The sequence below is a fragment of the Phyllobacterium phragmitis genome, assembly GCF_002980495.1.
Lineage (GTDB): Bacteria > Pseudomonadota > Alphaproteobacteria > Rhizobiales > Rhizobiaceae > Paramesorhizobium > Paramesorhizobium phragmitis.
In genome coordinates this window covers 238,718-251,391 of the sequence record NZ_PVBR01000008.1, presented here as the reverse complement: position 1 = coordinate 251,391, position 12,674 = coordinate 238,718, and the positions used below count along the sequence as shown (strand labels likewise).

Here is a 12,674-nt window from a genome sequence, read left to right as displayed (position 1 = left end):
CCTGCCGTCCGGGGTTCTTTCTGCCCGTGCGGGTCCTGTCGCGGCTGTTTCGACGGGTGTTCATCGAAGGGCTGCTGGCGTTGCATCGCGCACGCGATCTGGTCTTCTTCGGTGATCTGGCCGGGCTGGCCGAAGCCGACACCTTCGCCGCCTGGCTTGCCCCCTTGCGCACATCCGAATGGGTGGTCTACGCCAAGCCTCCCTTCGGCGGCCCCGAGGCCGTGCTGGCCTATCTCAGCCGCTACACCCATCGCGTCGCCATCTCCAACAACCGCCTGATCAGCGCCGATGCCGAGACGGTCACCTTCCGCTGGAAGGATTACCGGTTCAAGAACGGCGACCGTCAAAAGGTCATGCGGCTGGCCACCGGCGAGTTCATCCGCCGCTTCCTGATCCATGTGCTGCCCGACGGCTTCCACCGCATCCGTCATTACGGATTTCTGGCCAGCGCAGGCCGCAAGGCCGCAATCGCAAAAATCCGCACAGTGCTCACTACGGAAGCGGCCAAACAGGATGATCCGCCAGGTGCCGAGATCGTACCGCTCACGCTGCGCGAGCCATGCCCAGCCTGCGGCGGTCCGATGCGCATTATCGAGATCTTCCGACGCGGCCAGAAGCCGAGATCCCGTGCCCCACCAAGGGAGCAGGCAGCATGACGAGGCGCCCGTCACAATGGCCAAAGCTAACCCGGAAAGACACGGCGCTTCGGGGTGGCATCGGTTTGCGCCACATAACGCTGAACACCGCAAAACCGTCGAACGCGACAGCAAGGAAGCCGTCAGACCTGCTTCCGATCATGCCATCGCAGGCCCTCAGATCGGCCGGTTTGCTTCTGCCGTCAGCGGCCAATTCCCCAACAGACGTCCGCGGCCGCGCGCTTTCCCCATAGGTCCCACCAAGCTCCCCGCGGCTTCCTCCTTCCAAGGTTTGTCAACGCGGGCCGCCAACGCCAACGCCGGCGGCCAACGTCGCGGTGCGGCCCGCATCGAAAAACCTTCAGATTGCGGACCGTCTTCTTATGGATCAGTGAGCGAAGAAGCGGTCATCTGTCTGATTGCGCACTGGGGCTAAGCGCAAATAGAAAAGCTAACGTACCGCGTAAACACTCACGTCGGCGATAGCGTATGCCGTAGGGGGCTCCTTCCAGGTTGTCGCAAACGCTAGGTCACTTACTCTCAGGGCCCTCGGCAGCCCCTCATCTGACCGCATCATGCGCGCGCTTAGGAGGTTCCCATTGGCGTGTCGTGCTCATCGCTTCGCTTTCAGGTAGTCCGCAACGGCTTGGAACGCTGGCAGCGAAGTTGGATCAATAAGTGGGTTTTCAGGTCTGGGAAAAGATGCGAAGCGCACCAAAACCATCTGCGCCGAGGGATCGACATATACCGTCTGGCCATGGACACCGCGGGCGGCAAAAACCTCGTCCTTGCCAGGATATATCCACCACATGCTGGTATAACTGCCGCCAGTCAACGCAGGGTAGTTTGTTCCGAATTTGTCTGGGTCGCCGCCCGCGCGGATTCTCTGAACCACCGAGGCCGGGAACAGGCGTTTCCCGTCGATTACCCCCTCGTTCAGCATTAAGAGGCCCAGGCGACCGAGATCGCGAAGCCCCGCGCTCAGCCCGCCTCCTGCGAAAGGCACCCCAAGACCGTCCACGTTCATGTAAGCGTCCTGTTCGGCACCCATTGGTCGCCACAGCCGCTCGGAAGCGAGCTCGGTAACGGCTTTGCCGGACACGCGGGAAATGATCCACCCCAGCATGTCGGAGTTAACGGTCTTATAGTGGAAAGCCTCACCGTGCTTCCCTTCGGGTTGCACCTGTTGAAGGTACTCCCAGTAGCCGTTAGGCCCAGTGTAATCCTCTGGCTTTGGAAGGGGGTTCGCTGCAGCCGAATAGACCCAGATGTCAGCGTTGGGGTCAGAGTAGTCTTCGGAGTAGCGAAGGCCCGTGGTCATATCCATCACCTGCCGCACGGTGGCATTGGCGAATGCACTCCCGTTGATCTCGGGGATGATATCCATGACCACTGCGTTTTCGTCGAGTTGTCCCTCGGCCACCAGGATCTGGGCCAGCAGACCTGTCAGCGACTTAGTCATCGACATAGATGCGTGTTTTCCAGCCTCATCAAGGCAGCCGAAGTAGCGCTCGTAAACTACTCTACCCTTGTGCAGGATCAGCATGCCATCAGTGTAGTTGGCGTAGAGAGATCCCTCCCAAGTCATGTCCGTATCGCCGTCGATAGGCATGAACTCCAGCGCGTCGATGGCTTGCCGCTCGTCCGCGAACTCGCTGGGCGGCAAGTATTCCATGCTGGAGGGGGCGCCGAGGCCCCGGCTGATCTGTTCAGTGGGAAGGAATTCGCGCATATGACAAACCGACCACCGCAGCTTCGGAAAGCTAAAGTAGACCGAATCTGGCTGCGTGATGATTTTGTTCTTTGGAGGGGGGAAACCAACCATCCAGCCCATCACTTTCGGATCAGATTCCCGAGCCGAAAGTGTTGCTGTTTGGGCTAAGGCCCCGGTGGACGCTAAGGTTGCCATTACGACGCTCGCTGCAAGACTGGTGACGCTAACAGTTAACCACGACATTGATGAACCTCCGACCCAGTTAGGGCTTTCCCGTCGACAGCCTCCCTGATGCCTTTGCCGGGGGAGACGCTTACGCCCGCCATCAGGAACGTGGATTGATGATGCAATTGTACCGCAAAAAGACATCATCCGCGAGATGCGCGCTCGTGCCCCCCGCGCGGAAATGCAACGGCGGCTTCCGGCAACCGAACAGCTTTAAGCCAAGGTCCCACTTGAGGTCGATATCGGTTTCTTCCAAGCACCGAGGTGGAACCCCGCCCGCGCCGAATCGGTGAGTCTCTCTGATGAGATTTCGTTGAAAGCGGCATATCCGCCGTTTCCCTGTCTTCTTAGTCACCTGTAAGACGAAGCCAGTTACCGTTCGCGAACGCGTTCTTTCCGGCTTCGTCGAGACCGCAGCTTTCAAGGAAACAGCGCGCAGCTCGGCCCTCCCGGTATTGGTAAGGATAGTCAGTAGAAAAGAGCAGCCGATCAACGCCAACGATGTTGACCGCCCGTTCGAGGTAGTGGGGCAAAAAGATGCCGCTCGCGGTGATATAAAGGTTTCGGCGCAAATACGTAGCGATCGGGTGCTCGAGCCCGGATACCCGATCCATAGCGCTGAGGCGCTCAGCATAGAACAATACCAGTTCGCCCCAGTGACCCAGAATCACCTGAAGGTTTGGCATCCGATCGAAAGCGCCGGCGAGGACGAGCCGAACGAATTGAATTCCGGCATCATAGTGCCAACCAAGGCCGTACATTGAGAAGGCTGCGTCGACTTCAGGCTTGAAGCCAGAGTAATACGCTTTCCGTACGGAAATATCGGGGATGCGGGGGTGAAGTAGAATCGGCACCTGCAAAGCTTCGGCGCTTTGAAAAATCGGCAACAACCTGGGGTCGTCGAGGTTTTGCGTTCCGACCCGTCCACACAGCATCGCTCCTTTGAAGCCCAGCGTCGTTATGCAACGATCAAGTTCTAGAGCCGCTTCGTCCGGCATTGTCACTGGCAGCGTAGCAAGTGCCTGGAACCGCGCGGGAAACTTCGAAACCACTACGGCTATGGCGTCATTAACGCGCTGCGCGATTGCCACGCTCTCCGGCCCCAGGTCATGGAGCGCAGGGGTGGTCAGCGACAGGACCTGGACGTCCAGACCAGTCTCATCCATCAGTGCGAGACGTTCTTCGGCGAGATCGAGCAGACGCGTCTCAATCTCACCCGAGTGGATCGCGACGCTGGGGTCGGACGCTTCCAACCCGATCCGCCTCCACATGTTGCGCACTTCGGCTGTCAAGAAATGCTCTTCGATACCGATCAGCTTCACGGACGGCCTTCCTGCGCAGCGTCGAGGCTTGGGGTGCTAAACGCTAGGCCCGCAAAGCTTGCGCGGGCGTTCACCACGGCACCGTGCTCCCCTCCCTGTCGAGAAATCGCAGGCCGGACTTCCCGCGCTGGGAAAGGAGAACGTCCACGACCTTGGGGACTGCTTCCTCAATGGTAAGCGGCGCATCCGGGCCACCTAAAGCCGTACGGATCCAGCCCGGCGCCATCAGGACCATCGCGCGCGCGGGCACAGCTTCTCGTGCTGCGAAGCTGCGCATGAGCATGTTCAGCGCGGCTTTGCTGCCTCGATAGACTTCCCGCATCCCTTTTTCGTTATTGCTGATGCTGCCCTGTCCTGATGACATGACACCGATCAATCCATCTGCAGGAACCAGGTCCTGCAAAACCTCGATGGCGCGCATCGGACTCAAGGCGTTAGTGACCATTACGCGCGTGAACTCTTCTGTGCTCACCCGTCCGATATGAACATGCTCGTCATGCGTGGTTGTCCCCGCGTTGACGAATAGTATGTCGAGTGCCCTGCCTGCGAGACGATTTCGCAATTCGCTGTTCTGCTCCGGCTCGTTGATGTCGAGAGTCTCAATGTCCACCCGGCCGTTGTGATCATCTGCCAGAGCGTGCAAGTCGCTCCGGACGTCGGCCCTTACAGTTCCGATTACATGCCAGCCCCTACCGAGGAACTGGGCGGCCATGGCGTGGCCGATCCCACGTGACGCTCCGATAATAAGGATCGTACCTCCTGCATCGGGTGAATTTGAGCTCATCAGCGGTCCCTTCCATTGTTCGGCTAGGCAGCAATAAGCTCATTACGTAGCCGGCGCTAGACGCACAGGACGCACAGTATTGTTGCGTGGGACGCTATGCCAATTGCGACAGGCGATGTAAGAGTGACTGATGGAAACTTTGGACTTGAACCTCCTCGCAGCGCTTGATGCGCTGTTGACCGAAGGCAGCGTTACGGGCGCGGCTCGTCGTCTCGGCTTGAGCTCCTCTGCAATGAGCCGGACCCTGGCGCGGCTACGAGCCGCAACTGGCGACCCGCTCCTCGTGCGGGCCGGTCGAGGTCTCGTGCCCACGCCACGAGCCACTGAAATACGAGAGGATGTTCATCAGCTTCATCATCACGTACGCAAGATTCTCAGCCAACCAACGGGAAAATTGGACTTTGCGCTGCTGGATCGCACCTTCACGATACGCGCCAGCGAGGGATTTGTTGCACTGTTCTCTGTTCCCTTGCTGACTGCCATCGCAGAGATTGCGCCGCACGTTTGCCTACGCTTCGTATCTAAGCCTGCAAAAGACCCAACACCATTGCGCGAAGCTCAGATCGATCTTGAGATCGGAGTTCTGGGAGCATCTGCCCCGGAGGTAAGGACCCAGTCTCTCTTTCGTGACAAGTTCGTGGGCGCGGCCCGACAAGGACACCCATTGCTAACCGGTACTTTGACACCGGAACGCTATGCGGCGTGCGATCATGTTGTTACGTCACGGAAGGAGATCTTCACGGGCCCAGTCGACGAAGCGCTCGAGAAAATTGGGCTCAAGCGAAGAATTGCCGCTGTTGTGCCAAGCCATTTGGACGCAATACGTGTGGCGCGCCGATCAGACCTGGTGGCACTGGTTCCGCGTTCGTGCGTCGGAAGTGCCATGATCGCCGTCGAGCCGCAGATAGGAAACCTGGTCAGCTTCGAGCTTCCTGTCCAGACGTCGGAAATTCTCATATCTGCGATGTGGCATCCGCGCATGCATGCCGATCCAGCCCATCGCTGGCTGCGCGATATGGTGAAGACAGCGTGCTGTGAGCACTTTTCCCACGGCAGTTTCATAGGGAAGTAGCAGTAAGGCAAGGCGCGAGTCTTCCCGTCGCTTCGATGTCGCCCGGCCTTACGCCGAGGTCGCTTCGTTCGCTCCTTGGCTATCGGCAGGACTGCATACTCGAAATCGACTCGTCCCGCGCAGGTGCCGCGCGAACGCTACAGTCAGACCAGGACTCTACGAGCGCGTTGACACGCTGCGCCCGCGCTCTGAGCGAAGGTGGATCATGACTCGCCCGCCTTCGGTAGACCAATGATCAGGTGAGCTTCAGCGCTGTTCCACAATACGCTCGGCTCATCGACATGATTTTACGCTGCACAAGACGCCTGCGCACGCGATCGCAGCTACAGCGCTGAGTTTGCCCACACCAGTTTCGTCGCGTGCATGCACCGCCAAACCCTGGAGGACGGTGCAGAGGAAGACTGCCATGTCGCCAGCATCGGCGGGCGGGAGCCAGTGTTCCAGATATTGGGCGAACCGGTCGGCCATCGCGCGGCGCCTCGCCGCAAGTTCGTCCGCCAGTTCGTGATGGTCCGGATGGCTGGCGAGAAGCCCTGTCGAGATCATGCAGCCACGCTCGCCAGATCGGCCTGCCACCAGCTTGATCGCGCGTGCGAACATTCGCCTGAGGCTATAGCTGCGCCGAGCGCAGCATAACGTTCAGCGATTGCTCGCCCAAGCCCGCGGGCTGAGCCGGTGACCAGTGCCACCTTTCCTGTAAGATCGGTCATGCGAGCTCCTCGGCCCACCGCTCTGCCGAGCGGTGAGCGCGCGTTTTCAATTCAAAGGTTCATGCCGCCGGACGCCTCGATCCGCTGGCCGGTCACCCAGCGGGTGTTCTCGGACAGAAGGGCGGCAACCAGCAGACCGATGTCGTCCGGCAAGCCAGGTCGGCCGAGCGCCGTCATCGAAGCCACCTGCGCGTTGACGGCAGCGTTATCGCGCACGACACCGCCGCTGAAATCTGTCTGGATCGCACCCGGAGCGACAGCATTGACCGTAATCCCACGCGGCCCGAGTTCCTTGGCCATGTAGTGCGTGAAGACCTCGATCGCTCCCTTGAGCGAGGCGTATGGGATGGTGTCGGGCGTGGTGAAGCGCGTGAGCCCGGTGGATATGTTCACGATGCGGCCACCGTCGTTGATGAGCGGCAACAGCTTCTGCGTCAGGAAGACCACACCCTTGAAGTTCACCGCGTAGACGCGGTCCAGCACGTCCTCGGTCAGTTCGGTGAACTTGGTATGATCGGACATACCGGCGTTGTTGACGAGGTAATCGAACCGGTCCGCGCCAAGCGTGGTCAGTGCTTCTCGCACCCGACCTATGAACGCGTCGAACGATCCGACTTCACCGGTGTCGAGCTGTAGCGCGACTGCCTTTGCACCGGCTTCTCCGACAGCGGCGACCACCTTGTCCGCGTCGTCAGCGGCCGAGTTGTAGGTGAAAATGCTGTGAACTCCGCGCTGGGCTAGGCTGAGCACGGTGCTACGGCCCAAGCCACGGCTGCCGCCGGTTACGATCGCGATCCGCTTCGTATCTGTCATGGTTGATCTCCTTCGAAAAGAGATATAGGCGTCCCAATTGCGATGAATAAGAGGCTAATCACATTACATGCTGTACGGATTTTTGAACAATGCCCACTGACTTATCTGCTGCACGCGCCTTCGTTGCAGTCGCGACGGCCGGCGGGTTTCGCGATGCGGCTCACGCGACCGGCATCAGCGCGTCCAGTCTCAGCGGGGCCGTGAAGCGGCTCGAAGATCAACTGGGGCTCCGTCTTCTCAATCGGACAACGCGAAGCGTCGTACCCACCGAGGCGGGCGCCCACCTGCTTGAGCGGTTACAGATGGCAATGGCCGACGTTGAAGCAGCGCTCGAGCGCGCCAACGACCATCGCGAAACACCCAATGGCACGGTCCGCCTTAACGTGCCTGTTAACGCGGCACGCCTCGTGCTGCCGCGCATTATACCGGGCTTCATGACGGCCTTCCCGAACGTTCGCGTCGAGGTCGTGGTCGAGCACGGGCTCGTGGATATCCTCGCCGCCGGCTGCGATACCGGCATCCGGTACGACGAGCGGCTGACCAAGAACATGGTCGCGGTGCCGATCGGGCCAAAGAGGCAGCGCTTCGCGACGGCTGCATCGCCTGCTTATCTGGCGCGCTATGGGAATCCACGGCATCCCAACGATCTCCTCGACCATGCCTGCCTGCCGGGAAAGTCCGGCAGCGGAGCAATGGCGATGTGGGAGTTCGAGCGCGACGATGAGATCGTACGTATCGAGCCCGCGGGAACCTTGGTGGTAGACGTAAACGCAATGGACCTCGCTGTCTCCGCTGCGATCGACGGATGCGGCATCGTGCAGCTCTTCGAAGACTGGTTGAGACCGGCGCTTGACAGCGGAGCGCTGCAACCGGTGCTGGAACCTTGGTGGCAGAGCTTCAGCGGACCGTTCCTATACTATTACGGGCGAGACCATGTGCCCGCGCCGCTAAAGGCGTTCATCGGTTATGTGCAGGAGAACCGCTGGTAAGCAGGTTCCCGAAACTGCTATCCGATCGGACAGGTCGGCAACAAGCTGCGGCGGGCAGCTTTGCCCAATGTCTCCCGGAGAGTGGGCCGTCTCGGACCAAGCCCCTCGGCCCTGTCTTTCCCGTCAGGCGAGACAATTGGTAGTGTCCGCGCTGGTTCTCCCCATCGCGAGAATAGAGTTGATCCAGATACAGCGATGTTGTACCATTCGGTACAAACAAGCTTTTAGGTGTAACCATGTCTCGACCGCCGTTGCCCCCATTCACCCCTGAAACAGCGGCACAGAAAGCCCGCATGGCCGAGGATGCCTGGAACAGCCGCGATGCGGAGAAGGTGTCACTGGCCTACACGTTCGATAGCGTCTGGCGGAACAGGGGCGAGTTCCTGACCGGCCGCGACGCGATCGTCGCTTTTTTGACGCGCAAGTGGATGAAGGAGTTGGACTACCGACTCATCAAGGAGGTGTGGGCGCACGACGGCAACAGGATCGCCGTGCGGTTCGCCTATGAGTGGCGAGACGACAGCGGCAACTGGTTCCGATCCTACGGGAACGAGAACTGGGAGTTCGACGACGCCGGGCTGATGGCCCGCCGTATTGCCTCGATCAACGATCGTCCGATCATGGAGGCCGAACGCAAGTTCCATTGGCCGCTTGGGCGTCGTCCAGACGACCATCCCTCCCTCAGCGACCTTGGCCTCTGAAGACCAAGCGCACTCTGACCGACCGCACCGACGCCCTGCCGGCATTGGCAGAGGCGTTCCGCAAACACGGCTTCGAGGGCGCGAGCCTGGCGATACTCTCGCGGGCGACTGGCCTCGGCAAGGGCAGTCTCTACAACTTCTTCCCCGGCGGGAAGGAGGAGATGATGGATGCCGTTCTTGCCGACATAGACCGCTGGTTCGTCACGACGATCTTCACGCCATTGGAGCAGGCCCGTGACCCGGCAGCGGCGATCAGGACCATGACCGCGGAGGTGACGGTCTATTTTCGATCCGGAGGCAGGGTGTGCCTTGTGGGCTGGATCGGTCTTGGCTCCTCTGGCGATGCTTTCGCAGTCAGGGTGAAGACCTACTTTGCCCGCTGGATCTCGGCGCTGGCCCGGTGCGTCCAATCCGGCGGGGTTCCGTCGCTGCTGGCCGTGCAACTCGCAGAGGAAACCGTGTCCGGTATCCAGGGCGCTATCGTTCTGGCGCGGGCGCTGGGTGAAGAAGCTCTCTTCTTGCGGATCGTTCGTCGCCACGAAGCGGCGCTGCTTGACGCCTTGGCGCGGCACACCCGCTGACCAGCACCGTACAATTCATCGGCACATGATCCTCAAAAACCGTTCAAACCGCCTGCTGCGTTCTCTGCCGCTATCCGATAGCAGTTTCCAGATAACCGTATCGGCGATAGGTTTCGGTGGAGCGGAGCAGTTGGATTTACGCCTGATGCGCTGCGCTTTGGAAGAAGTCGATCAGCCCGAAAGGAGCTCGATCGTCCAGGCAGAGCGCCAGGATCTCATGCGAAACCGCGGCTGCAGCCTCGGCGCGGGGGAACATCGCAGCTTCGAAGGCCGCGAGCGCCGCCTCGACCGAGTCCGGGTGCGCCACGATGGCGGCCGCGAGTTCGGCACCATCGAGCAGCGCCATATTCGCGCCCTCGCCTGCCGGCGGCGCGAGATGTGCGGCGTCGCCGATCAGCGTCACGCCGGGCACCCGGGCCCACCGATGTCCTGTCGGCAGGGCGTGAAGCGGCCGCAGCACCAGCGGAGTGTCCGCAGCGGTGATGAGGGCAGTGAGTTCCGGCGCCCACCCCTTGAACTCGGCCGCAATCCGCCCCTTGGCGATCGCGGGCTCGGAAAAGTCGATGGTCCCGAACCAGTCGAGAGGGCGGGTCAACGCGATATAGGCGTGGAGGACGGCGCCGGCCTCACGATGGATGAAGATGCCTTGACCGGGCACAAGCGCGAACATGGCGCCCGCACCCGCCATTTCAGCCGTTGCGGGATGGCGTAAATCAACGTCGAAGAGCCACGTTTCGACGAAGGACGTGCCGAGATACGCCGGCACCGCATCCGAGAGCAGAGAGCGGACTTTGGACCACGCACCATCTGCACCGACGAGCAGATCGCTGGTGACGGTCGTTCCATCTTCGAAGGTCAGGGCATGCTGCCCGCGACCGAGCGGAGCGACCGCAGTGAGCTTGTGCCCCCATTGAACCGCGTCTTGAGGCAAGGACTCGAGAAGGATACGACGCAAGTCCCCTCGCAGCACCTCCGGACGGCCGCCCGAGCCGTCGTCGCCCTGCTCGAACAACAACACGCCTTGGGCATCAACCAGTCGCGTTGCTTGGCCGCCTTCATGGATGATCGCCTGAAAAGCTTCGGTCAGACCCGCAGCAGCGAGCGCGACTTGACCATCCTCGGGGTGGATGTCGAGTTGGCCGCCTTGCTTCCGCGCATCAGCAGATGGGTCGGCTTCGAAGATCGTCGCCGGGATACCATTGAGGTGAAGGATGCGCGCGAGGACCAGCCCACCAAGGCCCGCACCAATGATCGTGACAGAGGTCATGCTTTACTCCAAAATGAATGGAACGCCGTTCCAGTCTCACACTATTGGAACATCGTTCCAGATATGTCAAGAAGGGACATGACTGATTCCACACAACGGCCGGGGCGGCGTGGGAGTGCTCTGTCCAAGGACAGGATCGTGCAGGCCGCGATCAGCATTCTCGATAATGAGGGCGCTGCCGGCCTCACCTTCCGTGCGCTGGCCGGGCGCTTGAAGACCGGCAGCGGCGCCATCTACTGGCATGTCGCCGACAAGGACGAACTGCTTGCAGCCGCCACCGATCACGTCATCGCCAAGTTCGAACCGCAGGACGTCGGAAGACTGTCTCCACAGGAGGCTATCCGGGCCCTCGCCCTGGGGGTATTCGACGCGATCGACAGCCATCCCTGGGTCGGAGCGCAGCTATCGGGCAATCCGTTTCAGTATGCGGTTTTGCGGATCCTGGAGGGGCTCGGTACGCAAGTCGTCGCGCTCGGCATCCCTGAGAAAGGGCGCTTCAACGCCGCGACGGCGTTGCTGAGCTTCATGCTTGGTCTTGCCGCGCAGTATGCAGTCGCCTCCCATCATTTTCGCGACGGAAGCGATCGAACGACTGCCCTGAGAGCCGTCGCAGCCAAATGGATGGAGCTCGACCCTGAGCAGCACCCATTCATCCACCAAGTCGCACCGCTCCTTCCCGTACACGACGATCGCGAACAGTTCATGGCGGGTATCGACCTCATCCTCGCGGGGATCGATACGAGCCGCTGACCGGGCGGCCCCGAGGTGAATCGAGCTCACGGATGAAGCTTAGCTCCCTTGGTCGCCTTGTCCACGCCCTTACTGGGCCCACGGAGCGCGACGCCCACCAACGCCGGCTGTTCCGCGGGTTCGGAAAGGAAAGCCTCGCGGTTGGCCGCGTCGTGCCCGGTTGAGAACATCGACTCGACATATGCGGCGCATGTCAGGCCCCTCTCCTACGCCTGCCGCCGCGCGCGGAGCAGCGTGGCCCGGTCAGCCGCCAGAATCATGATTGGCTGGCCCAGCAGCTTGCTAGCCATGGCCGGATCGCGCCATTGCGACCCGGCCGCTTGCGGCTATTTGAGGAACGGGTTGATCGCCGCCAGCGTATCGTCGAAACGGCCCTCGGCCTCGGCGTTGCGCATGAAATCGACGCCTTCCACCAGGATCTCGCGCGGCGTGGGCGTCTGCTGGAAACGCGCCATCACCTGATCGGCGAACGTGTCGAGCGGCATGAAGCGTTCGTTGTCCTGCTGGCCGGGGGTCAGGGTCGTCTGCACCGCGGGCGGCACCATCTCGATGACCTCGATCTTGCCCTTCAGGACCGCACGGAGCGATTCCGTGTAGTTGTGGATGGCAGCCTTGATCGCCGAATAGGTCCCACGGTCTGCCGAACCTCGGCGGTGGTGAGCGCGCGGGGCTGCGGAACCGGCAGCATGCCCTTGCTGGTGAACATGTCTTCGCCCGGGGCGATCGCCGAAGGGGCGACCGGCTGGCGATGATGCGCGGTGTTTTCCGGATGGGACCTGCGGCCGACATGCATGAACTGGACGAACAACCGGCCGCCGGCCGCATGGACGGCGTCCGTCACCTTGCGCCATCCGGCGACATGTTCGTCGGTGTAAATCCCGGGCGTGTTCGGGTAGCCCTGACCGTCCTCCGACGGCTGGGTGCCTTCGGTGATCAGCAGGGCAATTGTCGCGCGCTGCGAATAGTATTCGGGCGCCAGGTCGCCGGGGGTGCCATCAGGCTTGGCCCGGCTGCGGGTCATCGGCGCCATGGCGAGGCGATGGGGCAGTTGCAAATTGCCAAGCTTAATTGGGGACCAAAGTTGGGTCATGGGAGTTCTCCTGAATTCGTG

15 protein-coding genes and 1 pseudogene are annotated in these 12,674 nt (G+C 61.2%); 6 read left to right on the top strand and 10 right to left on the bottom strand.

Translation table 11 applies throughout. The features are described 5' to 3' along the window. Positions 1-656: IS91 family transposase (locus tag C5748_RS13520; protein ID WP_199194789.1), on the top strand; the 656-nt coding region annotated here is incomplete at its 5' end. A gap of 592 nt (positions 657-1,248) precedes the next feature. Here the strand turns inward: C5748_RS13520 and C5748_RS13510 are convergent. The 3 genes from C5748_RS13510 to C5748_RS13500 form a co-directional block, all read right to left on the bottom strand. Continuing rightward, positions 1,249-2,592, bottom strand: a complete 1,344-nt coding sequence (locus C5748_RS13510; protein ID WP_199194788.1) for a serine hydrolase domain-containing protein — start codon at positions 2,590-2,592, stop codon at positions 1,249-1,251. 329 nt (positions 2,593-2,921) lie between these two features. After that, complete coding sequence (locus C5748_RS13505) at positions 2,922-3,896, bottom strand: amidohydrolase family protein (RefSeq protein ID WP_105742445.1); 975 nt, start codon at positions 3,894-3,896, stop codon at positions 2,922-2,924. 70 nt (positions 3,897-3,966) lie between these two features. Continuing rightward, positions 3,967-4,680 (bottom strand): SDR family NAD(P)-dependent oxidoreductase, encoded by a 714-nt coding sequence (locus tag C5748_RS13500; protein WP_105742444.1) that lies wholly within the window; start codon positions 4,678-4,680, stop codon positions 3,967-3,969. 130 nt (positions 4,681-4,810) lie between these two features. On the opposite strand from C5748_RS13500, the gene C5748_RS13495 reads away from it, so the two are divergent. Next, the gene (locus tag C5748_RS13495) at positions 4,811-5,752 is read left to right on the top strand and encodes a LysR family transcriptional regulator (protein WP_105742443.1); all 942 of its coding nucleotides are present in this window, start codon (positions 4,811-4,813) and stop codon (positions 5,750-5,752) included. A gap of 273 nt (positions 5,753-6,025) precedes the next feature. On the opposite strand, the gene C5748_RS13490 is transcribed toward C5748_RS13495, so the two are convergent. From C5748_RS13490 to C5748_RS13480, 3 genes are read right to left on the bottom strand one after another with little or no spacing between them, the layout of a single operon-like run. Further along, a complete protein-coding gene (locus tag C5748_RS13490) occupies positions 6,026-6,328 on the bottom strand; it encodes a hypothetical protein (protein WP_158259855.1) in 303 nt (100 codons plus the stop codon). Continuing rightward, a complete protein-coding gene (locus C5748_RS28590) occupies positions 6,295-6,462 on the bottom strand; it encodes an SDR family NAD(P)-dependent oxidoreductase (protein WP_199194791.1) in 168 nt (55 codons plus the stop codon). The genes C5748_RS13490 and C5748_RS28590 overlap by 34 nt, the downstream gene beginning before the upstream one ends. A gap of 51 nt (positions 6,463-6,513) precedes the next feature. Further along, positions 6,514-7,275 (bottom strand): SDR family NAD(P)-dependent oxidoreductase, encoded by a 762-nt coding sequence (locus C5748_RS13480; RefSeq protein ID WP_105742441.1) that lies wholly within the window; start codon positions 7,273-7,275, stop codon positions 6,514-6,516. An 89-nt stretch (positions 7,276-7,364) separates the two neighbouring features. Here C5748_RS13480 and C5748_RS13475 point away from each other — a divergent pair, with 89 nt between their 5' ends. From C5748_RS13475 to C5748_RS13465, 3 genes are all read left to right on the top strand, one after another. Then, on the top strand, positions 7,365-8,264 hold the full coding sequence (locus C5748_RS13475) for a LysR family transcriptional regulator (protein ID WP_105742440.1): 900 nt from the start codon (positions 7,365-7,367) through the stop codon (positions 8,262-8,264). 236 nt (positions 8,265-8,500) lie between these two features. Beyond that, positions 8,501-8,965, top strand: coding sequence for a nuclear transport factor 2 family protein (locus C5748_RS13470; RefSeq protein WP_105742439.1), 465 nt, complete (start codon positions 8,501-8,503; stop codon positions 8,963-8,965). A gap of 44 nt (positions 8,966-9,009) precedes the next feature. After that, a complete protein-coding gene (locus C5748_RS13465) occupies positions 9,010-9,546 on the top strand; it encodes a TetR/AcrR family transcriptional regulator (protein WP_245429081.1) in 537 nt (178 codons plus the stop codon). 136 nt (positions 9,547-9,682) lie between these two features. Here the strand turns inward: C5748_RS13465 and C5748_RS13460 are convergent, their stop codons facing one another. Next, the gene (locus C5748_RS13460) at positions 9,683-10,813 is read right to left on the bottom strand and encodes an FAD-dependent oxidoreductase (protein WP_105742438.1); all 1,131 of its coding nucleotides are present in this window, start codon (positions 10,811-10,813) and stop codon (positions 9,683-9,685) included. A gap of 78 nt (positions 10,814-10,891) precedes the next feature. Here C5748_RS13460 and C5748_RS13455 point away from each other — a divergent pair, with 78 nt between their 5' ends. Continuing rightward, positions 10,892-11,563: a TetR/AcrR family transcriptional regulator gene (locus C5748_RS13455; protein WP_105742437.1), complete on the top strand. Its 672-nt coding sequence runs from the start codon at positions 10,892-10,894 to the stop codon at positions 11,561-11,563. A 26-nt stretch (positions 11,564-11,589) separates the two neighbouring features. Here the strand turns inward: C5748_RS13455 and C5748_RS29485 are convergent, their stop codons facing one another. The 3 genes and pseudogenes from C5748_RS29485 to C5748_RS13440 all read right to left on the bottom strand — a co-directional run. Beyond that, on the bottom strand, positions 11,590-11,760 hold the full coding sequence (locus C5748_RS29485) for a DUF2000 family protein (RefSeq protein ID WP_425350252.1): 171 nt from the start codon (positions 11,758-11,760) through the stop codon (positions 11,590-11,592). 129 nt (positions 11,761-11,889) lie between these two features. Further along, positions 11,890-12,108 carry a hypothetical protein gene (locus tag C5748_RS13445; RefSeq protein WP_105742436.1) on the bottom strand — a complete coding sequence of 73 codons (219 nt, stop codon included), beginning with the start codon at positions 12,106-12,108 and terminating at the stop codon, positions 11,890-11,892. Between the two features lie 86 nt (positions 12,109-12,194). Continuing rightward, a pseudogene (locus C5748_RS13440) lies at positions 12,195-12,653 on the bottom strand (oxidoreductase); the annotation flags it as partial. Between the last annotated feature and the right edge of the window lie 21 nt (positions 12,654-12,674).

Excerpts from the sequence above, each read along its gene's own strand:
- C5748_RS13510 (WP_199194788.1), bottom strand. The coding sequence starts at position 2,592 with ATGTCGTGGTTAACTGTTAGCGTCACCAGTCTTGCAGCGAGCGTCGTA.
- C5748_RS13470 (WP_105742439.1), top strand. The coding sequence starts at position 8,501 with ATGTCTCGACCGCCGTTGCCCCCATTCACCCCTGAAACAGCGGCACAG.
- C5748_RS13475 (WP_105742440.1), top strand. The coding sequence starts at position 7,365 with ATGCCCACTGACTTATCTGCTGCACGCGCCTTCGTTGCAGTCGCGACG.
- C5748_RS13480 (WP_105742441.1), bottom strand. The coding sequence starts at position 7,275 with ATGACAGATACGAAGCGGATCGCGATCGTAACCGGCGGCAGCCGTGGC.
- C5748_RS13445 (WP_105742436.1), bottom strand. The coding sequence starts at position 12,108 with ATGGTGCCGCCCGCGGTGCAGACGACCCTGACCCCCGGCCAGCAGGAC.
- C5748_RS28590 (WP_199194791.1), bottom strand. The coding sequence starts at position 6,462 with ATGACCGATCTTACAGGAAAGGTGGCACTGGTCACCGGCTCAGCCCGC.
- C5748_RS13500 (WP_105742444.1), bottom strand. The coding sequence starts at position 4,680 with ATGAGCTCAAATTCACCCGATGCAGGAGGTACGATCCTTATTATCGGA.
- C5748_RS13460 (WP_105742438.1), bottom strand. The coding sequence starts at position 10,813 with ATGACCTCTGTCACGATCATTGGTGCGGGCCTTGGTGGGCTGGTCCTC.
- C5748_RS13495 (WP_105742443.1), top strand. The coding sequence starts at position 4,811 with ATGGAAACTTTGGACTTGAACCTCCTCGCAGCGCTTGATGCGCTGTTG.
- C5748_RS13455 (WP_105742437.1), top strand. The coding sequence starts at position 10,892 with ATGACTGATTCCACACAACGGCCGGGGCGGCGTGGGAGTGCTCTGTCC.